The following is a 20,862-nucleotide window of genomic DNA, read 5'->3' as shown; positions in this document are numbered from 1 at the left end:
AGAATGATACGTTTGGCAACATGTTTTTCAGGAATTGGCGCAATCGAGCATGCATTAAATAGAATGGGGCTTGATAATAAAATTGTGTTTGCGTGTGATAATGGGGATGTCGATATTTTAAGTAAGAGTGTCCCAGTAGATATTGAAGAGATAAAAAAAGAATTCACTCTGCTTGAGAAAATTATAAGGGGTATAGAGTCAAGCGAAGATGCTGAAGAGTTAAAAAGCGATTTAGATCACGATGCAGAGTTGTTTGAAAATCAGTGTCAGAAAATCGAATTAGTGGATGCTACTATAGTAGATCTTGATATATTTATACTTCAACAAGTTATTGAGATGAAAGAAATTAAGAAGGCAAGACTGAAGGAGTATACAAAGTTTTTAGATAGCTTAAAGAAACAGAAAGGAAACAATTTACTGCTTCATGGATTGATGTATGCGATAGAGATATTAAACGATTATCATAAAGACAATAGTTGGTCTCTGCTAGAAAAAACTGACGCGAAATTTAATAGTGGAGATAAAATTGATTGGTCGTTAATTTGTTCAGATTTAGTAAAGCTGAAAAAGATTATTGATAAGCTTAATGGTAGAAAGATATTGAAGAATACACGTGATATCAGTGAGCGACTGGGAATGCTACATGAAAAAATACAGGTTTTACAAATAAATAATGATCTGAATAAGCTTTCTTCATATGATGATAAAAAAGCATACATTGATTCTCTGTATGCATCTAAAGAGTCTAGTAATAATGTAAAAAAATCGTATATGGCAAATTACGATTTGGATGACAGACATTTTTATTGGAATGTTTCCTTTTTGGATGGAAAAGAATATACAAATGAAGTGGATTTGTTTGTTGGAGGTAGCCCATGCCAATCTTTCAGTTTGGTTGGAAAGCAACGAGGGTTGGAGGATACAAGAGGAACTCTTTTTTATGAGTATGCTCGTTTAGTGAAAGAGATTAAACCAAAAGTTTTTATTTATGAAAATGTGAAGGCGATTCTTAGTAATGATGATGGAAGGACATGGGAAACAATTTGCCAGGTTTTCACAGATTTAGATTATACATGGTCTTATCAGGTTTTAAATGCTAGGGATTATGGTATTCCGCAAAATAGAGAGCGTGTTTTTGTGGTTGGTTTCAGAAATGATTTAAACTTGAAAAAGAAATTTGAGTTTCCAAAGCCAATTGAATTGAAAACCACTATGAAGGATTTTTTGTTAGATAATGTGTCGGGGAAATATTATCTTCCAAGCAAGGGCGTTGATTTTGTTACAAGTGATAAGAATTTGACTAAAAGATATACGCAAATTGACGGGGATGTAGCACTGTGCCAAAAGAAAAACCAGCAGTTTAATTGGCATGGCGATTTTGTGTTTGAGGAAGAAAATAAAGATAAAGAAAAAACGATGCAGGATTTAGAAAAATACTTTTTGAGTGAAAAAGTAAGAAAATATGTGCTAGCATCAGGTACCAAGGGATTTTATTCTAGGCCGGAAACGGATTTAGATATTGCAAGACCACTATTAACTACTATGCATAAGATGCATAGGGCGGGTGTCGATAACTACGTGACAACAGATGGTAGGTTAAGAAAACTGACACCTAGAGAATGTTTAAGATTAATGGGATTTAGCGATAGTTTTAAGATTGTGGTTAGTGATACTTCTATGTATCAACAATCGGGAAATTCGATTGTTGTTGATGTATTGATGAATATTATGAATCAGGTTATTGAGAGCTATCCGCAGTTGCTGGAGGAGGAAGAAAATGGAGGGAAATAGTATTGTTTTAGATAACGGTCGTTATGAAATATTAGATGTATTAAATAATGTTACGATTCCTGATTGTATTGTGTTTAATAAAATCGGTACCGGACATGGGGAAAAGAAGATGTACGTCGGAAGCGTGAATAATTCCAATGTATTAAACTTTTTTGATGATTTTGATAGAGATTGCTTTTTTTTGAAATCTGATCTTGTAAAATTTATGTCTGATATTAAGCCGGAATTAGATATGCCTCAACAGCAGTATGCACGACCGGAACGGATGAAAGCATATTATAAAAAAGCTCAAGAAAGCTTACTTAATGTGAAGGGTGATGTAGTTCCATTTCGATTATATAGGGTAGGTGTTACGCCACCAAGAATCTACATAAATTCGGATTCAGAGAATTGGGATATTTTTAGAAGGATTGCTTTACCAAATATAAGCTATATATCATTTTTAAAACTAAAAGGGCATGCGGGCAATATATATTATTATTGTAGGCCGTTTTTAGATTATCGAAACGATATTGTTAAGTATGAAAGTCCACTTGAAATAGAAGAAGAGGACAAAATACGAAAGAGTAGCAAGACGGAGAAAGATAAGGGTAATCTGATACAAGCAAGAAAAGGTCAGGGCTTATATCGTCAAAAACTTTTAGATGAGTGTCCTTTTTGCCCTATATCAGGAATTAATGACGAACGATTACTGATTGCAAGTCATATTAAACCATGGGCTAAATCAAATGATCAAGAAAAGATTGATCCTAAAAATGGATTTGCGTTATCACCGAATTTTGATTGTTTGTTTGATAATGGTTATATGACATTTGCAGATGATAAAACGATTATTATGTCACCGTGGATTAGTCCGATGAATCAGAAAAGATTGGGCGTATATACTGGTATGAAGGTTCCGAAATTACCATTAGACAAGGAACGAGAAAAGTATCTTGAATATCACAGAGAGTATATTTATAAGGGGTAAACAAAAGAAAAAGGTGAGGGTAAACTGATGGAAATAATATTTAAGTCTTATCATGGAATTGATGTAGTTAATAATAGTGCTACAGAACGCGAGATAACAGAAAAATTTGATCCTATAATACATAGTATGCTTGGGAAAATATTGGGAAACCCATCGGAGAAGAAATATGAAACAAAAGATCATCGTGCGGTTGTAGCCAATATTATTAAAGAAATTGTCGAGATAGACCTTGAGCAAGAAGATGCAAATGAACAATTTGATATTTTGTCATCTGAGATAGCAAAAAGATTACTTGATGAAGAAAAGAAAGTAGAACAGAATATGCAACACTTAAAAGGTGTTCAAAAGGGAAGTCTGATACAGGCGTTGGTAAAGGATGATAGTGGAGCGTGTTGTTATTTAATTGCGAAAGTAGAACATTCCAAGTATATCGATGAGATAGAATTAGAATTAAAAGGTGGCTTTAATCCAGAAGAGAATAAAATATGGAAAACGGCTATTTTTACATGTTCTATAGAAGAAGATTATATAGATGTAAGTAAAGCAAGAATCTATTTAAATAATCCTGCGGTATATTGGACAAGAGATTTCTTAGAATTAACCGAAAAAAGAAGTGATGCTACTAATACTAAAAATGCGTGGAAATGCATCGAAACGGTTTTAAAGAATAATCTTAAAGCGTCTAAGCCTAGCGATTATTTCACGCTTAGAAATGCGGTAATTGCGTATTTTCGTAGACCAAGAACAATCGTGTACGATGATATGATAAACGATATTTTTAATGATTTTGAACCGATGAATGCTTCGACAGAAGATATATCGAAAATAAAGGAAAAGTTACTTGCTTTACCTGGCGAGAAAGATTTTGACACAAATTTTGTTAGTAAGCCAAAAGAAATTACATCGAGAATAAAGAGTGTTCATAAGGTTAACAATGACATTGAACTAATTATCCGTGAGGGATTGGCGGGAGATAAGAATAATTACAGCAGCATTATTCATTCTAATACAACCGCAGAAGGTGAGCGTCAAATAATTATTAAAGCTACAGAGACCGATACCTTCAATATGTTCAAATTAAAGTAATGGGGGATTAGCCATGAAAGACTTGTTAAAGAGTCTTGTTGATGCCACATCTAAGGCAGATGCAGAAGTTCGGATAGAGGAAATTAATAAGAGATTAGATGTATCGTTTCATTCGAATAGAGAAAGTCTATGTGATTATTCCAGTTTAAAGGCGATAATAGATTCTTTTCCGATAAGAGATTCTGTGCGCTTTGAAATACGAGATGTAACAGAAGGCGGAGTATGTTTTGGCAATGGTGGTTCCACTTCTGAAGATGATTATAATGAATTTGTTAAAGGAATCATGGAAGGTGAGGACTTAAGAGTATCCTTACATGTGGAAAAAACAATTCATGAGAATAAATTGTCTATATATAGTATAAAAGATTTTAATTCATATTTTCTGAATTTAAGCATGCTTGAAATGCTAAAGTTTGTGGAAGAAGATTTAAGGGATGAGAACCAAATAATATTTGAACTTTTTAATAGTGAGTTATTCATTGCTACTTCATCAATGGTGTTCCGTCCAGTTGGAAGTTCTTCGTCAGTCAAGTGTTTTGATAGAAAGAAAAAAATAGACGAGTGTCACAAGAATTGTTATATATTTTGGAAGGGACAACATTTGCCGATTCCTGAAGATTTTCATGTTGTTATAGAAGGAGATGAGAATCCTTTTTCTGATGCGTTTAAAAAAATAGAAACAATGCTTTCACTTGTGTATATTGCAGATAACGTCCATTTTCAGGGGGAAAATATATCTTGCCAATTATATGGGAAAAGGATGAATACAATTAGTGTGGCTTTTTCAGATATAAAATATAATCCGGTTTTATATGATATATATTATTGGATGTATACAGAAGGAAATGTTGTAGACAAGGTAGCGTTGGCGAGGAACTTGTTAAGCTTACACTGTAAATACGTGGCCTTAAATGATTTGGACGAGCAGACATTTATGTCAATAAAAGCCAATTTCTCAATTTATCAAAAAGAGAATGTTGATAAATATATTGAAGTTAAAAATAAGATGACTGAGTTTTTGACAAAGTTAATTGCCGAGTCAAGAGATATAGTTCTTAGTATTGTGAATGATATCGGAAAAAATATTATTGCTTTTTTCTCATTTATTCTAACTGTGTTTATATGTGGGATTATGTCAGAAAAAGGGTTGGAAGGTATATTCACAAAAGAGGTAACAGCGTTTAGTTATCTTATATGTGTTGGCTCATTGATATATGTTGCTATAATACATTTTATTACTAATTTTAAAGTAGAAAAGCTGAAAGATTCCTATAATGCTCTTAAAGAAAATAACGACTTTCTAAAGGATACTAAAGAGTACGAAGAGGTATTTGATGATCAAAAGATAGAAAAAACAATAGCGGAAATTAATAAAAATCGTTTTAGACTCATTTGGTTGTGGATTATTATGATTTTTTTAGTTTTTGTAGTGATTTCAATTTTGAGTGACTATGGAGCTTCAAAGTGGTTGGCATCATTTATAAAGATGGTAAAGGGGTTTGTTAAATAATGTAAAATACTTGGGCTTCGCCCAAGTATTTTTTTTTGATGTCTGGTAATGCACGGTACTGAAAAAATAATATTGACATAAGCAGAAGACGGTAGTAATATTACTATATCAGTAATAGATATTACAATTTTAAATAAGGAGGTTTGAAATGGCTCATATTACAGTTCAAGTTGAGTTTGCGAGTAATAAGATTAGAGCAGTCGATGCATTGAAAGATCTGCAAAATGCTGCGGAAAGTGCATGTTTAAACCTGTTATCGAAATACGATGTTAGGCTTCAATGGCCAAGGCGAGTTAATGATAATCAGGTTATAATGGATATGACTATGCCGGATGATATTGTAGATGATTTTAAAGTGGGTCCACATTTAAAGGGTATTGCAACATACCTTTTAAAGAATTGTGAAGGCTATGATAAATATCTTGTTGGGAAAAGATTGCTCGAATATACAGTGATTCCCGCACCGGATGAAACCAATAATGGAATACCAATGGCTAATCGTTTGAGAGCTATGTCGGATTTCGCTAAATTGTTAGAGAATAATGATGAAGTGTCGCTGGATAAGATATGTAGAATCATAGCAATACTAAAGGAGGCTTGATTTATGTATGCAATTCTTAAGGTTTTTAAAAACGTCGGAGATGAGCTGGAAGTCCGGGAAGCATACAAGCAATTAAAGTATGTTTTTAAAGGTGAACTATACTCAGATAAGAAAGCATTAGGATCTCTAGGCGGAGCTGTGAATGGGAAAACGATAATACGAAGTGGAAATAAGTATCAACGAATTAGATGACAAAAACTACTATGTAATTGTAAAATGGCCTGGGCGATTAAGCCCAAGCCATTTTTTCTATCTTCTGCGACCGCGTCTTACAATGTTGTGGTCAATCGGCTGACAGCCGTGAGATTCTTCCAATGATTTCATAGTGGAAGGAACATTATTAAGCATCTTGTCCGCAGTGGCAAGCGCAGTTGTGAAGCTGGTTGCTACTTCTTCTCTTGTTAACTCAAATTCATTTGAAGTCAAAGCTCTTAGCATATCGACTTCCTTTTCTGAACGGAAAAGATTCCGTTTTGACTGAGCCAGAGCGAGCACCATCGGAGAAGACGACTTGATCAATTCGGAAAGTTCATCTAGTAGTCTGTATTCTTCCTGATACTCAAGAGTTATCTGCTTATCAATCCAAGAATCCTTTCCCTGAGATGGTAGATACTGAGTTCTTAGAGTGTGATCTACTGCAGCAACTCTTGCGCGGATTTCTTCAATTTTCTCTGCTACGCTATCTGCCTGTACCTCAAGCGTATTGCTTTTTAGTCCACTTCCGAAACCGAAAGACCTAAGCTGTTCAAGGCAGTGACTAAAGGTCTCGCGGAGCTTTTTACCCCAGTCAACGATTCCTCTAGTTCGTTTCGCTGTTTCATCAACTCTTCGGTTAAGTCTCTCAACTGGCCATTCTCTGAAAGTGCCATTGCCAGGCTTTCCTCCAACTGTGCTATTCTTTTCTGCTGACGTTCTATGGTCTGCATCTGGGTTAGCGTATTTTTCTGTAGCTTCTCGTACTGGTTTTTCCAATACTTTGCGTTCTCGTTTTCCTTCGTCTGTGATAGCAGTCCGCTCTGCCTGAACTGTTCTGTTTCTGTTAAAAGCATCTTCTAAAACCTCCTTTGATAATTCGATACTATATGTTTCTGCTAAGTTCTTATCTCTAAAAGATTTGCCGGTTTCGATGTGAGTAAAGGTGACATACTTTCTGTTGTCTTCCCATTTCACTTCATATCCGTGCTCTTCCATCTGGGCGATAAATTCTTCTTTGCTTGTCGCAGTAGTCATACAAGCAAGAATTGCGCTGATGCAATCTGTCTTCAAGCTCTTCTTTCCATCTGTAGTCATAAGACGATAATCTCTCTTATCGTAGGAACGGATAGTTCCTTCTTCAATATCAGATCCATCAAAGTGTTTTCCTTTGACACAGACTGACAAACCATGAGCTTCGCAAATTTCATCATTAATCTTTTTCATCTGTTTAAAGTCTGCTTTGGACAGATGAACTTTACTACCATCGATGCTATTTACGGAATTTACAACCACGTGACAGTGGCAATGATCAGAGTCGATGTGGCTCGCAAGAGCACAAGTAAATCCGGGGAAGCATCGCTCTGCCCATTCTTTACCGACCAGTAGAGTCTCTTCAGGAGTTATCTTTTCATCTGGATGAAAGGATATGACGAAGTGCTTATACTGTCGTCCACCAGTCTTATTCCAAAACTTCTTTGTTTCTTTGAACTGCTGATACACAAGATCGGCAGTAACTTTTTCTTCAAAATAATCTCCGGTTACAAGTTTAAGTTCTTCAGTGACTTTCTTATCTTTGTAGATATAGTCAAGGGTGTTGCTTAATGCTGCTGAAGATTTAGCTCTCGTATTAATAGCTTTAACGACTGACATAGTGGCAATACCTCCTTTCCGGTTTCATGTATATCGTTTGCAAGTTCCTTAAGTTCATTTTCATTGGCTGGCTGATTATATGTGTTTGCAATCTTGGCCATCTGGTTACAATTGATGCCAATACCTTTGAACTGATTTAAAAGTTCCGTAAGCTCAGACAAGAGCTTCGGGATATCTTTTAAAGCTTCGGGATTGGCAAGCGTTGCTCCTAGTGTTGCGTTGATAAGGTAGGTCTGTTTATTCAGACCGGATTCTGTTACTAGTTTGGTTAACTTTCGATACTCTTCATCGTTCATATAGAAGTTAACCTGATGATTTCTAGTTCTGTGTTTCTTTGTTGCTTTTGTTCCCATGCGTATCATCTCCTTTCAAAATTGTGCGGAACAAATCGGTTACAAATGATTGGATTGATAGGATGGAAACATTCCATTTGTGAGCGACCGGGTTATCCAAAAGGGGCGGAGCTCCTTTGGCGGGATGCAAGGGCAGAGCCCTTAATTCTCTTAGTAGGGAATGGGATAAAACCGATGGGACAGTTTTCTGACTGTTATTAGGTCGGTTTTTCGTCCATTACCGGATAAGAGGATGTGCTCTAGGGGACGGGGGAATGAAAGTCCCCAGTGGGTTCCAAGGGCTAGCCCTGGCAAGCTACCGAAGTGAAACGAGGGTACCACGCGACTAGGAACGATAGTGACTAGTCAAAGTGGGTAGCTTGCCTATTATTCTGAAAATATATACAGGGCTGCAGATAATCTGCTGTGTAAATGCCCTGTGAGTAACAAATCAGAATAATGGTGGTTTGGTAGGCCGCTGTATTCGTTGAATAAGTGGAATTGGCACACGGATGTGTAGTCAAATTCCGCTGATTATTTCATTAAGCGGACTACATGTCGCAATCTCCAGTTGGATGAATATGATTATTAGAAAGACCAAAGTAGCTGATATCAGTTAGATATCTATAGGTGATATCACTTGGATATCAGTAGAGCTTCTTTGGCTTGAACAGAGTTCTTAAATAGATATTTGATATACACTGTAGAATCTGTGCGAGTGCTTTTCTTTCTTTACTTCCCTGGGGGACAGGGTAATTAATGGTGGTATTAATTGGCTTGGTTTTGATTTTTAAGAACCAGCTGACAGCATTGGTGAATTCTATTTTTGCCAAGATTTCGAGCAAAGCAGGTTCCATTTGATGAAGAACAAAGCAAGGAGTGGCAGCGTAACAGTGCTGGCATCTGTCAGTCTGATGCTGGTTGCAGGTTTGATTTTTACCCTATTGGAAGGTGCGCGGTTTCGGGAGGTTCAGCGTGTGGCGGGAGTAATGACGCAGACGGCAGCGGAATCCCTCTTTTCGCATTATGAGCCGACTCTATGGGATGCGTATCATTTTCTGGCGCTGGAGGCCGGTGCCGGTAATGATCATTCTGTTCGCTCGCGGGAGGCATGGCTGAAGGATACCATGGATACAGAGCTAGGGACAGGCAATCAGGGAAGTCTGTTACAGATGTCCGTGAAAAATGTGTCTTTGGAGCACTGCCTGTATGTATCAGACCAGGAAGGGGCTGTATTTGAATCGGCGGTATCGGCCTATATGCAAAACAATATTGCATACGAACTCTATCATGGAATCGCGGGTCTCAGTGAAGAAATCGCGAACTTGAAAGATGAGAATCTGGATGAGAAGATGCAGGATGCCAGAGATGAATTGGCATCACTGGAAGAGCAGAAGGCCAGGCCGAGTATGATAAAGCAATCGTTCCAATCAAAAAAGAAAAAGCATAGTGAAGAGGAATCGGCGCTTGATGTCGCCAAGGAGATTGATGCAACCGGTATCAGTGCGCTGGTATTGCCAAGCCATTCGAAAATATCGAATCGAATGATGGATGAGGATCACCTGTCGGCAAGAGATTTGCAAGAGGGAGATGGGGAGGCTGTATCGACAAATGTGTACCAGACGATGCTGACCATTCTGTATTTGGGAACCTATTTTTCGTCTTATACAGATGCGAAGGAAAACCATGGGTTGCAATATGAACTGGAGTATATTCTCAGCGGAAAAATAGGTGATTCCAAAAACTTAAATGCAGCCATAACTAAACTCTTCGCGGTGCGTGAATTGGCGAATTTTGCATATATCATAACAGATTCTGCGAAAATTTCAGAGGCCGAAACAATGGCAACGGTCATCTCGGTTGTAACTTTGATGCCGGCTGCGATGGAGGCAATCAAATATGGAATTCTTGCAGCATGGTCGTGCGCAGAGAGTGTCCTTGATTTACGGGCATTATTGGCAGGTAAAAAGGTTGCATTGATTAAAAATTCCGCTCAGTGGTCGACTGATTTGTGGGATTTGCTCTCGGTGTGGGACCATGAAAAGATGAGTGAAGAGTGCGAAAACGGATTTGATTATAACAGCTATTTGCTGGCAATGATTCTGCTGCAGTCTCAAAAGACACGAAGCAGTCGCGCGCTCGATGTGATGGAACTGACCGTGCGTGAAGCAGAGAAAAGACCGGATTTTTGCATCAATGACTGTATTGTGGAGTCAGGGTTGTCTGTTTCCTTCCAATATCATACGGCATTTGCGGGGATGGACTTGCTGACAGAAAAACGGGAAGGCACACTGTTTACAGAAGCTGTCACAACCTATTCTTATCGAAAGGCAGGTGTATAAGGGTGTCTCGTTGGAATGCATGTGTGGAGAACGCCACGCGAATAAAATCTCTCTCGACCTGCATGCAGGCAAATTCTACCATCCATCCGATTTGCGACAATGGGATGCCCTTATGCACCTGCATGAAGAAAGCATCGCTTACTCTCGAAGCGGCTGTCGTTTATCCGTTTATCACTGCCTTCTGGGTTTATTTATTATTATTCTTTCGAGTCCTGCAGATTCAGACGGATGTGCAAGCGGCACTGTCATATGCAGGGAGAGAGACTGCCGCGATTGCGGTATCCATCGATTCCGAGCAGATATTGTTGATGACGGCGAAGCGACTGTGGAAACAGGCCATTGAGGATTCTGAGCGGATCGAAGATTATGTGCATGGCGGGATGAAAGGAATCTCATTCACAGGATCCGAAATCACGGATGAGGATATCTGTTTACATATATCATATCGATTGGAGCTGCCGTTTTCTTTTTTTCCGGGGCTGGGGTATTCGGTTGCACAGAGTCAGATTTGTCACAAATGGATTGGAGAGACCGGGGAGGGAACCGAATCCGAGGACCCATATGTATATATTACAGACTCCGGAACAGCATATCATACGACAGCATCCTGTCATTATCTGGATTTGTCGATTCAAACTGTAAATCTCAGTGATATTGCGGCTCGTAGGAACCGTGATGACCATAAATACTACGCATGTCCTCATTGCGTGGCAAAAAATACAACTCAAAAAGAGGTCTATATCACAGATTATGGGGAGCTTTATCATACTGATGAAGCATGTACCGCATTGCGACGTCATATACGGATGGTACATCTTTCGGAAGTGGGATCGAGAAAAATGTGCAGCAAATGTGCACAGGAATCGGAGTAAAAGGAGACAAAGATGGGAGAGGAATGGTGGTTGATACCGGCAATAGGGCCGGTAATGCTGTTGAATAGTATTACAGATCTGAAAAAAAGAGAGATCAGCCTCAAAATATCCGTGCTTTGGGGGCTGGTAGGAATTGCAATACGAATTGGCAGAGAATATTATGGCAACGGATTCCACCTGATGGACTGGGTGGGGATGCTGGTTGGATTGTTTGTAATCGCGGTTGCAATATTGAGCAATGGGCAGATCGGGATCGGAGATGGGATTATCATGCTTGCGCTTTCCTTCTATCTGGAGCTTGAGGCACTGCTGACTGCGATTTTGGTGGCAGGAATCGGTGTGGCAGTATGTGCATTGATCCTGTTGCTGATTTTTCATAAGGGCAGGCGATATCAGATTCCTTTTGTTCCTTTTTTGACCCTTGGTGTATTGGTATCATTTGGAGGAATCGCATGAATTTTATTAGGCGTTATCACTGGGCTCAGGGGAGCTATATCGTAGAAGGATCTGTCATATATCCACTCTTATTTTTTATCATTTGCATTATTTGCTCACTCGCGGTTACGCTTTATCACGAGATTGAGGATGATGACCTTAGCACAAAGGTCGAGGAAGTTTGGATAGTCAAACAATTCTATCAGTATGATATGGCAGATGAATTATTGGGAGAAATAAAAAATGATTAATCGAGAAGTAACATATGAAAGAAATTTACTGGGAAGTTTTATAAAGATTCCAACGGCATATCAGGGTGCTTTCGACGAGAAGATTATGTTGATGCATCCGATTGCAGGGATGATTCCGGTGGAGAAATGTTTTTACAATGACGAGGGCAGATATTGGTACAATATTACAGGTTTCCAGCCGCTTGATACCAAATGTCGTATGCAGAATCCGGATTCGGACTTCGTGGAAAAGCTGATTCTGCGCATTTGTGAACAGCTAGAGGAACTCGAACTGAATCTGATTGCTCCGGAGACACTGTTGATGGACCCGGAATATATCTTTATTTCCAATCATACAGATGAAATACGCTTTATGATGTATCCGGGGATCGGAGGGGATGTGATGGACCATCTTCGCGAATTGATGGAATATTTGCTGACGAAGGTCAATCATATCGACGGAAATGATACCGAGCATATCTATCATCTTTACAGTTTGATCCTGAGCCATAGTTGTTCAGTGGGCGATATTCGACTCGAGATTGAAAAGATGCGACAGGCGAAGCTGATTGTGGAAATGCAGCAGGATCTTCAAATGCAACCGGAGGAAGCGAAGGCTGAACCGGACCGTCCAAAAAGGGGAATTCTGAAAGTTGTACACAATTGGTATGTGCAAATTGTGGATAAGTTACGAAAGGTAACTCCTAAATTGTGGAAGAAAACACTACGAAAAGGGGCGCCCGAGCAAAACGCGAATGCGAAGAAACCGACCGATGACGTTTGGGTGAAGGAAATGAATCTGATCGAGGAAGAACCGGAATGTTATCCGACCATATGTATTTTGCAGGAATCTGCAAAAGTGCAAGGGATTTTAAAACCGCAGTCAAATGCAGGGCGGGCAGACATTTATATAGAAGAGGACGAGGTGCGAATCGGGAAAGGAGCGAATGTAGACATTCGCATTTCGGATGAGGCTGTCAGCCGAATCCATGCGAAAATCACGAGAGAATCAGAGAATTATTATTTGGAAGATCTCAATTCGACGAACGGGACATTTTTAAATGAAGAGCTGCTCTGTTTTCGGGAAAAATACAGGCTGAAGAAGGATGACATCATTCAATTTGCGAATGTGAAATATCGCTTTTTATGATGGAATCACACATGAGATCATGCGTTCAGAGGTTGCTTTTGGCTTGAGGAATTTATATACTTAAAGGTATCATAGTGGAATCGAGAAAAGAGGCTTTTATGAATGTAAATGTGTATTATGGAGGGCGTGGGTTACTCGATGATCCGACACTCTATGTATTGAATAAAATGGAAGATGTGTTGCGAGAACTTCGTGTGACGGTGACCAGATACAATATCTATGAGCACAAGCACGAGATTGCGACACTGCCGCAGACATTTAAGGATGCGGACGGCATTATCCTTGCAACGACCATCGAATGGCTGGGAATTGGCGGATATATGCAGCAATTTCTGGATGCATGCTGGTTATATGGCGATAAGGGCAAAATTCGTACACTTTATATGCAGCCAATCGTGATGTCGACGACATACGGTGAGTGTGAAGGAGAACTGGATTTGCGCAAGGCATGGCAGATTCTCGGAGGATTGCCATGTGAAGGCCTAAGCGGTTATGTAGAGGATTTGATTTCCTTTGAGATGAATCCGGGTTATACCGAGATCATCGAAAAGAAGGCAGAGAACCTGTATCGAACCATTTCGCAGAAGATGAAGAGTCTCCCGTTCAGCAGCCAGGCGGTGCGACAGAGCGTATTGCGCACACAGGAATTAAATCTGACACCACAGGAAAGCGAACAGTTGTCGCAGTATGTTTCCGACGATACATATGTACGCAAACAAAAGGAAGATATCGAAGAACTCGCATCCATGTTTAAGCAGATGATGAACAAGCGAGATGTGACAGCTCCATTTTTGGAGGACTTCAAGCGCAAATTTGTGCCACAACCGGATTATAATGCGACCTATACACTTGAAGTGGAAGGCCGTGCAGATGCGCTGAATATCAAGATTGAAGACGGATCGCTTGCGATTTCATATTCGCTTCCGGAGGTTTCGGATGTTTCAATCAAGCTGACTGAACAAAGAATGGAAGATATCGTGGCAGGACGTATGACATTCCAGGGCGCATTTATGACCGGAGAGATTACTGCAAAGGGTGATTTTAAGGTGCTTCGCATGCTGGATCAATTATTCCCGTTCGCAGAATAAAAAATGTTCGCAGTATAAGAAATACAGGAAAAAGGAGAACTGATGAAATGAAAGACGATTGCATTTTTTGTAAACTGGCAAATGGAGTGATTCCAACCAATTCTATCTATGAAGATGATGATTTTAATGTCATTTTGGATGCTGGTCCGGCGATGAAAGGACATGCGCTGATTTTACCGAAAGAGCATTATGCCAATATCTATGAAATTGATGAGGAGATTCTCGCGAAGGCTGCAAAATTGGCCAAGAAGATTGTGGAACATGAGACACCGATTCTGGGAGCTGACGGATACAATCTGGTACAGAATAATGGAGAAACAGCAGGTCAGACAGTATTTCATTTCCATCTGCACCTGATTCCGCGATATAAGGATGCAAATAATGCAGGTGTGGTTGCATGGAGACCGGGTGAGCCATCAGCAAAAGAGCAGGAAGCATTATGTAAGCAAATGAAATTATAGGCACAAAAACAGCGAGGCGTGAAGCATGCCTCGCTTTTTTATCCGTTTATGATTGGTTCCGGTTAGGAATATTTTTGCTTATGAGAGTGCGCTCTCCTGAATTAATTTGACAATGGTTCCGATGGAATCCATCTGGCCACTGTCTTCCATTGCTTTTTCATATTGAGCCTTGTTGGCATATACTTCACGGACAGCATCCAAAAGTGTTTTTCCGGTCAGCTGCTCTTCCTCAAGTACATAGGAGAATCCCTGCTTGCGGAAAGAGTTGGCATTCAAAATCTGATCTCCGCGACTGGCTGCGGCAGAGAGCGGAATCAGAATATTTGCTTTGTGCAATGCAAGCAATTCACAGATGGCATTGGCACCGGCGCGGGAGATTGCCAGATCAGTCAATGCAAACAAATCAGGCAATTCTTCACTAATATATTCGAACTGTACATATCCGTTTGTACCTTCCAATTGTGCATCCAGATTGCCTTTTCCGCAAAGGTGGATGATATTGAAGCTGTCAACCAGTGTTGGTACGATTTCACGGACGGCATCATTGATTACTTTAGATCCTGAGCTTCCGCCGATAATCAAAAGGACCGGCTTGCTGCGATCTGTAAATCCGCAGAATTCAAATGCACGCTGTGCGTCGCCGTTGAATAATTCCTGTCGAATCGGGGAACCGGTCAGAACCGCTTTACCCTCAGGCAGATATTTCAAAGTCTCAGGGAAGTTGCAACAAATTTTGGATGCGCCGCGCATCGCAAGTTTGTTTGCCAGACCCGGTGTGATATCTGATTCATGGATGATTGCAGGGATGTGGCGCTTTTTGGCTGCCAGTACAACCGGTACGGATACGAATCCGCCTTTGGAGAAGACGATAGCAGGTTTTTCGCGCTTCATGATTTTCTTTGCCTGAAAATATCCTTTTAATACACGGAATGGATCCGTGAAATTCTTGAGATCAAAATAGCGGCGCAATTTGCCGGAGGCGATTCCCGTATATGGAATCCCTTGGTTTTCAATCAACTCTTTTTCCATGCCATTGTAGGAACCGATATAAGAAATTTCGAATCCGGCTTCACGCAAAGCCGGCATCAAAGCGATATTTGGTGTGACATGTCCGGCCGTACCGCCGCCTGTCATAATGATTTTTTTCATATTAGATATCCTTTCTGTTCTAATTGAATACAGAAACGATTATAGCACAATTCGCAATCGCAACAAGCCAAAAGTCAGCCGAAAATTCGACAGAAATCTGACATGTTTGACAATTTGCCAAGTTGTTGTTATAATGACCGCGTAACAAAATTGTAACAATTGAAACAATTATTTAAAAATCTAAGAGAAAGTCGAAAGAGGAAGAATGTTAAACAAGAGATTACTGGAAGGTGCTTCTGTCCTTGTTCTTGCTGGGATTTTGAGTCTTGGAAGCGCGTTGGGGAACGCGAAGGAGCAGAGTACAAACACAGCAGTTGATGCGGATTCCAATCAATCGCAGGAAGCTACCAGCTTGTATGCCGGCACTACTGATTACTTGGAGAATTTAGATTTAAACAGTGTTGCAGCAGTTACAGTATCAGTCGAGAAAGAAGACTTAGAACAGACAACTGCGTCTGAGCCAAAGACCTTGACCGAAGAGGAAAAGTTCTGGCAGACCAGATTGATTGCAAACATCGGGGAGTCAACCCTGAATGTACGCCAAAAAGCATCAAAAGATGCTGATATTGTAGGAAAGATGACGACTGGCAATGTTGCCAGGATCGTCAAAAAGGGAGACGCATGGACTTTGATTAAGTCGGGAAATGTCGAAGGCTATGTGTCAAATAAGTATTGCCTTTTTGAGGCAGATGCATATGATTATGCGAAAGAAAACTTTGATACCGTTGCAAAATCAACTGTTGACGGACTACGTGTGCGTGAGTCTGCCAGCGCTGATGGCGAAGTGGTAAAGAAACTTGGCAAAGGCAAATCCCTGAAAGTGGATGCCGATGCGAAGGAAGTAGCAGGCTGGGTAGCTGTCGTATATGATGACAAGACCTGCTATGTCAGTGCAGATTATGTAAAAGTTACATTGAACTATGATACTGCATTGACCGTTGAAGAAATTGCAGAGATTGAAGCTGCAAAGAAGGCCGAAGAAGCGAAAAAGGCGGATAGCGGAAAGAATTACAGAAAAGTCAATACCGTACAGGGCGAGGGAATCGACTATACGGATGATGAATTATATCTTTTGGCATCATTGCTTTATCGTGAAGCCGGCGGACAGGGATATCAGTGTCAGCTCGCATGCGGTGCGGTAATTGTAAACCGTGTGAAGGACAGCAGATTCCCGAATAATATTCATGATGTAATCTATCAGCCGGGACAGTATGGTCCGGTATGGTCCGGAAGCCTTGCACGCGCAATGGAAAACGGATCGGCAACACAGAGTTGCTACGATGCTGCACGCGCAGCACTTTCAGGAGTAGATAATACCGGTGGAGCACTGGGATTCCAGGGCGTATCCTGTGGATATGACGGAATCGAATACAACGGTATGTTATTCTACAATATTTGGGACTAGGAAATTAATCCGTATCAAAAAAACCCGCAGAGTATGTCTTTGCGGGTTTTTATATTCGCAAAATGTATAAAATTGCAAAAGATGGTTGATTTTTTGCTGAAAGAAGTGTAATATATTGCAATATCAGATAGTAAATAACAACGGGAGGGACCAGATATGAATTTAAAAGGCAAAAATTTCCTGAAACTTTTGGATTTTACACCGGAAGAAATCACAGGGTTGATTGATTTATCCGCGGATCTGAAAGCAAAGAAGAAAAACGGAATTGCACATGACGAGTTAAAAGGCAAAAATATTGCATTGATTTTTGAAAAGACCAGTACCAGAACCCGTTGTTCGTTTGAGGTGGCAGCACATGATCTGGGCATGCATGTCACTTATCTCGATCCGTCCGGATCGCAGATTGGCAAAAAGGAAAGCATTGCGGATACGGCAAGAGTCCTGGGTAGAATGTATGACGGAATTGAATATCGTGGATTCGAGCAGACAATCGTCGAGGATCTGGCAAAATATGCCGGGGTGCCGGTGTGGAACGGACTGACCAATGAATTCCATCCGACGCAGATGATTGCCGATATGCTGACCATTCGCGAAAAATTTGGTAAGCTTGCGGGAATCAAATTCGTATATATGGGTGATGCGCGTTACAATATGGGCAACTCCCTTATGGTTGCCTGTGCGAAGCTGGGAATGAATTTTGTGGCATGTACCAACGCCAAATATTTTCCGTCGCAGGAACTTGTGGCAGAATGCAAGGCCATCGCACAGCAGACCGGTGCAAGCATTACATTGACGGAATCGGTGAAGGAAGCGACTGAAAATGCGGATGTTATCTATACCGATGTCTGGGTATCGATGGGCGAGCCGGAAGAAGTATGGGCAGAAAGAATCAAGGATCTGCAGCCATATCAGGTCAATCAGGAAGCAATGAAAAATGCAAAGGAGAGTGCGATCTTCATGCACTGTCTGCCGGCCTTCCATGATTTGAATACCACCATCGGCAAACAGGTCTATGAAAAGTTTGGCCTGGCAGAGCTTGAGGTGACCGACGAAGTATTTGAAGGACCGCAGTCTGTGGTATTCGATGAGGCGGAAAACAGAATGCACAGCATCAAGGCCATCATGTATGCAACATTAAAATAACGAATGAGATCAAAGATCAGAAGCCGGAAAGCCCGCAGGTTTTCCGGCTTTTTTGCACCTGTGGGAGAAAAAGTTTGCAGATTTGGACAAAAGTCGCTAAAATAGAGGCGATATGAAAACGAAAATCATTGCAAAACTGCATGAACGCGAAGGATTTGTCTCCAGTCAGGAATTGTGTGATGAATTCAATGTGTCGCGTACGGCAGTCTGGAAAGTAATCAACCAACTGAAAGAACAAGGATATGAGATAGAGGCCGTACCGCGCAAAGGATACCGCCTGCTGGAATCTCCGGATCGCATGACCGCGGCGGAGATACGCGCAGCCATAACACGTCCGACCGGTGAGATGGGTAATGAGATTCTATCTTTTGATACCATCGATTCGACCAATACCAAAGCGGCAGAGCTTGCGACAGCAGGACAGCCATCAGGTCTGCTGGTTGTCAGCGAAGAGCAGACGAGCGGGAAAGGCCGTCGCGGCCGTAGCTGGTCATCGCCATTCGGCAAGGGAATATTCATGACTTTGATGATAAAGCCGGATATACAGCCAAACCATGCCTCCATGCTGACACTTGTAGCGGCACTGGCAATTGCTAAAGCAATCGGCCGGATGACGGAGCAGGCCGATGTCAAAATTAAATGGCCGAATGATATCGTGGTCAACGGCAAAAAGGTTGTCGGCATCCTGACTGAAATGAGCGCGCAGATAGACTATATCAACCACATTGTCATCGGAATTGGAATCAATGTGCACAATGAGGATTTTCCGGAAGAGATAAAAGAGACTGCGACATCGCTCTACCGGGAAACAGGCGTACATTTCAAGCGCGCACAGATTATAGCGGCATTTTTGGAAGAATTTTATCATGATTATCAAATCTATTTACAGACAGAAGATTTGACTGCATTGGAGCAGGAATACAATGCCTGTCTGATCAATTGCAATCGTCAGGTGCGTGTATTGGACCCAAAAGGAGAATTTGAAGGCATTGCACGAGGAATTAACCCACAGGGGGAATTGCTTGTTGAGACCACGGATTCAAATGGGAATACCTGTGTGCGACCAATTGCCAGCGGCGAAGTATCAGTGAGAGGAATATATGGATATGTCTGAAAAGAAAGAAATATTATGTGTATCAAACGCATATCAGAAAAAATATTATTTAAATGACAGCTTTGAGAATCTGCCGAAGAATGTGAAAGATGAACTGCAGATTCTTTGTGTGCTTTACACAGAGGATATCGGCGGTATTTTGACACTGTATTTTGACGAGGACGGCAATCTCGAATTCGAGACCACATGTCAGGAGAGCGATTTCATGTATGATGAAATCGGAAGTGTCCTTAAAATCAAACAGTATCGCAATGAAAAAAGAGAGCTGTTTGAAGCGCTTGAGTACTATTATAAGATTACCGTATTGGGAGTAGATTTGAATGAATAAGATCATCCATCCACTTACAATCAAAAATGTAGAGCTCAAAAACAATCTGATGCTCGCACCGATGGCAGGAGTAACCGACCTGCCATTTCGCTTGTTGTGCAAAGAGCAGGGTGTGGGATTGCTGTGTATGGAAATGGTCAGTGCAAAAGCCATTTTATATAAGAACAAAAACACGGAAGAGCTGATGCAGGTGCATCCGGAAGAAAATCCTGTATCGCTGCAACTGTTTGGCTCAGACCCGGATATCATGGCAGAGATTGCACACCGGATTGAGCCACGCAACTTTGATATCATAGATGTCAATATGGGTTGTCCGGTGCCGAAAGTTGTCAAAAACAAAGAGGGCAGCGCGTTGATGTTAGAGCCAAAGCGCGTAGAACAGATCCTGACCAAAATGGCAAAGAGTATCGAGAAACCATTGAGCGTAAAAATCCGAAAAGGCTTTGACGATGATCATATCAATGCGGTTGAAATTGCAAAGATTGCAGAGGCGAGCGGCGTATCCATGATTGCGGTACACGGCAGAACGCGTGAGCAATATTATTCCGGAGAAGCAGACTGGGACATCATTCGACGGGTCAAAGAAGCCGTCTCCATTCCTGTCATCGGCAATGGCGATATCCGGAGCGCGGATGATGTGCGCCGCATGTATGAACAGACCGGTTGCGATGGCTTTATGATAGGAAGAGGTGCGCAGGGTAATCCATGGATTTTTTCACAGATTCTGGAAGGGAATCTGCAAACGGAAAAGCCGGACCGGGAAGAGGTGGCAGCGATGATTTTGCGCCACGGCGAACTGCTTTTGCAATATAAGGGCGAATTTACGGGCATGCGTGAGATTCGAAAACATGCTGCATGGTATACCACAGGATATCCGAATTCGTCCCGTTTGCGTGATGAAATCAATCATGTAGAGACCTATGAGCAACTGTGTGAGCTGATTGAATCATGGGCACATCTTAAGAAATAATTAAGGAATCAACGGTTGACCTCCAAAAATAAAGGGGTTA

The 20,862-nt window shown here is 40.9% G+C and carries 22 protein-coding genes; 19 read left to right on the top strand and 3 right to left on the bottom strand.

Annotation, left to right across the window (positions count from 1 at the left end):
- Nucleotides 1–3 precede the first annotated feature (3 nt).
- From dcm to CSX02_RS01560, 6 genes are all read left to right on the top strand, one after another.
- Nucleotides 4–1,791, top strand: coding sequence for a DNA cytosine methyltransferase (gene dcm / locus CSX02_RS01585; protein ID WP_099385382.1), 1,788 nt, complete (start codon nt 4–6; stop codon nt 1,789–1,791).
- Nucleotides 1,778–2,761 (top strand): HNH endonuclease, encoded by a 984-nt coding sequence (locus CSX02_RS01580; protein WP_099385381.1) that lies wholly within the window; start codon nt 1,778–1,780, stop codon nt 2,759–2,761. The genes dcm and CSX02_RS01580 overlap by 14 nt, the downstream gene beginning before the upstream one ends.
- A gap of 27 nt (nt 2,762–2,788) precedes the next feature.
- A complete protein-coding gene (locus tag CSX02_RS01575) occupies nt 2,789–3,847 on the top strand; it encodes a nucleoid-associated protein (protein WP_099385380.1) in 1,059 nt (352 codons plus the stop codon).
- Nucleotides 3,848–3,860: 13 nt separating this feature from the next.
- Nucleotides 3,861–5,357: a hypothetical protein gene (locus tag CSX02_RS01570; RefSeq protein WP_099385379.1), complete on the top strand. Its 1,497-nt coding sequence runs from the start codon at nt 3,861–3,863 to the stop codon at nt 5,355–5,357.
- 148 nt (nt 5,358–5,505) lie between these two features.
- Nucleotides 5,506–5,958, top strand: a complete 453-nt coding sequence (locus tag CSX02_RS01565; protein WP_099385378.1) for a hypothetical protein — start codon at nt 5,506–5,508, stop codon at nt 5,956–5,958.
- Between the two features lie 3 nt (nt 5,959–5,961).
- Nucleotides 5,962–6,150, top strand: a complete 189-nt coding sequence (locus CSX02_RS01560; protein WP_099385377.1) for a hypothetical protein — start codon at nt 5,962–5,964, stop codon at nt 6,148–6,150.
- Nucleotides 6,151–6,207: 57 nt separating this feature from the next.
- Here CSX02_RS01560 and CSX02_RS01555 read toward each other — a convergent pair whose 3' ends face one another.
- Together CSX02_RS01555 and CSX02_RS13385 are read right to left on the bottom strand one after the other, a co-directional pair.
- Nucleotides 6,208–7,803 (bottom strand): relaxase/mobilization nuclease domain-containing protein, encoded by a 1,596-nt coding sequence (locus CSX02_RS01555; RefSeq protein ID WP_099385376.1) that lies wholly within the window; start codon nt 7,801–7,803, stop codon nt 6,208–6,210.
- Nucleotides 7,752–8,156, bottom strand: coding sequence for a plasmid mobilization protein (locus CSX02_RS13385; protein ID WP_189281278.1), 405 nt, complete (start codon nt 8,154–8,156; stop codon nt 7,752–7,754). Before CSX02_RS13385 ends, CSX02_RS01555 begins: the two co-directional genes overlap by 52 nt.
- 738 nt (nt 8,157–8,894) lie before the next feature.
- Here CSX02_RS13385 and CSX02_RS13970 point away from each other — a divergent pair.
- From CSX02_RS13970 to CSX02_RS01515, 8 genes are all read left to right on the top strand, one after another.
- Nucleotides 8,895–8,996 carry a Flp1 family type IVb pilin gene (locus CSX02_RS13970; RefSeq protein ID WP_099385375.1) on the top strand — a complete coding sequence of 34 codons (102 nt, stop codon included), beginning with the start codon at nt 8,895–8,897 and terminating at the stop codon, nt 8,994–8,996.
- The gene (locus tag CSX02_RS01545; protein WP_099385374.1) at nt 8,996–10,477 is read left to right on the top strand and encodes a DUF5702 domain-containing protein; all 1,482 of its coding nucleotides are present in this window, start codon (nt 8,996–8,998) and stop codon (nt 10,475–10,477) included. The genes CSX02_RS13970 and CSX02_RS01545 overlap by 1 nt, the downstream gene beginning before the upstream one ends.
- Before the next feature lie 122 nt (nt 10,478–10,599).
- On the top strand, nt 10,600–11,349 hold the full coding sequence (locus CSX02_RS01540) for a hypothetical protein (protein WP_189281276.1): 750 nt from the start codon (nt 10,600–10,602) through the stop codon (nt 11,347–11,349).
- A gap of 12 nt (nt 11,350–11,361) precedes the next feature.
- Nucleotides 11,362–11,805 (top strand): prepilin peptidase, encoded by a 444-nt coding sequence (locus CSX02_RS01535; protein WP_099385372.1) that lies wholly within the window; start codon nt 11,362–11,364, stop codon nt 11,803–11,805.
- The gene (locus CSX02_RS01530; RefSeq protein ID WP_099385371.1) at nt 11,802–12,035 is read left to right on the top strand and encodes a hypothetical protein; all 234 of its coding nucleotides are present in this window, start codon (nt 11,802–11,804) and stop codon (nt 12,033–12,035) included. The genes CSX02_RS01535 and CSX02_RS01530 overlap by 4 nt, the downstream gene beginning before the upstream one ends.
- Nucleotides 12,028–13,164 (top strand): DUF6382 domain-containing protein, encoded by a 1,137-nt coding sequence (locus CSX02_RS01525; RefSeq protein ID WP_099385370.1) that lies wholly within the window; start codon nt 12,028–12,030, stop codon nt 13,162–13,164. The genes CSX02_RS01530 and CSX02_RS01525 overlap by 8 nt, the downstream gene beginning before the upstream one ends.
- A 98-nt stretch (nt 13,165–13,262) precedes the next feature.
- Nucleotides 13,263–14,252, top strand: a complete 990-nt coding sequence (locus tag CSX02_RS01520; protein WP_031542594.1) for an SCP2 sterol-binding domain-containing protein — start codon at nt 13,263–13,265, stop codon at nt 14,250–14,252.
- Between the two features lie 47 nt (nt 14,253–14,299).
- Entirely contained in the window at nt 14,300–14,713 is a 414-nt protein-coding gene (locus tag CSX02_RS01515; protein WP_031542596.1) for an HIT family protein, read from the top strand.
- A 78-nt stretch (nt 14,714–14,791) separates the two neighbouring features.
- Here CSX02_RS01515 and CSX02_RS01510 read toward each other — a convergent pair whose 3' ends face one another.
- On the bottom strand, nt 14,792–15,862 hold the full coding sequence (locus CSX02_RS01510) for an undecaprenyldiphospho-muramoylpentapeptide beta-N-acetylglucosaminyltransferase (protein WP_031542598.1): 1,071 nt from the start codon (nt 15,860–15,862) through the stop codon (nt 14,792–14,794).
- Between the two features lie 205 nt (nt 15,863–16,067).
- Between CSX02_RS01510 and CSX02_RS01505 the strand changes: the two genes are divergently transcribed.
- From CSX02_RS01505 to dusB, 5 genes are all read left to right on the top strand, one after another.
- Complete coding sequence (locus CSX02_RS01505; RefSeq protein WP_099385369.1) at nt 16,068–17,267, top strand: SH3 domain-containing protein; 1,200 nt, start codon at nt 16,068–16,070, stop codon at nt 17,265–17,267.
- A 156-nt stretch (nt 17,268–17,423) separates the two neighbouring features.
- Complete coding sequence (gene argF, locus CSX02_RS01500) at nt 17,424–18,410, top strand: ornithine carbamoyltransferase (RefSeq protein WP_031542602.1); 987 nt, start codon at nt 17,424–17,426, stop codon at nt 18,408–18,410.
- A gap of 112 nt (nt 18,411–18,522) precedes the next feature.
- The gene (locus tag CSX02_RS01495; RefSeq protein WP_031542604.1) at nt 18,523–19,524 is read left to right on the top strand and encodes a biotin--[acetyl-CoA-carboxylase] ligase; all 1,002 of its coding nucleotides are present in this window, start codon (nt 18,523–18,525) and stop codon (nt 19,522–19,524) included.
- Nucleotides 19,517–19,852: a DUF6145 family protein gene (locus tag CSX02_RS01490; protein ID WP_031542606.1), complete on the top strand. Its 336-nt coding sequence runs from the start codon at nt 19,517–19,519 to the stop codon at nt 19,850–19,852. The genes CSX02_RS01495 and CSX02_RS01490 overlap by 8 nt, the downstream gene beginning before the upstream one ends.
- Nucleotides 19,845–20,822, top strand: a complete 978-nt coding sequence (dusB, locus tag CSX02_RS01485) for a tRNA dihydrouridine synthase DusB (RefSeq protein ID WP_099385368.1) — start codon at nt 19,845–19,847, stop codon at nt 20,820–20,822. Before CSX02_RS01490 ends, dusB begins: the two co-directional genes overlap by 8 nt.
- Nucleotides 20,823–20,862 lie beyond the last annotated feature (40 nt).

The sequence above is a fragment of the Agathobacter ruminis genome (assembly GCF_002735305.1).
Classification (GTDB): domain Bacteria; phylum Bacillota; class Clostridia; order Lachnospirales; family Lachnospiraceae; genus Roseburia; species Roseburia ruminis.
Note: the sequence above shows the minus strand (reverse complement) of the source record. Positions and strands in the feature narration are given on the sequence as shown.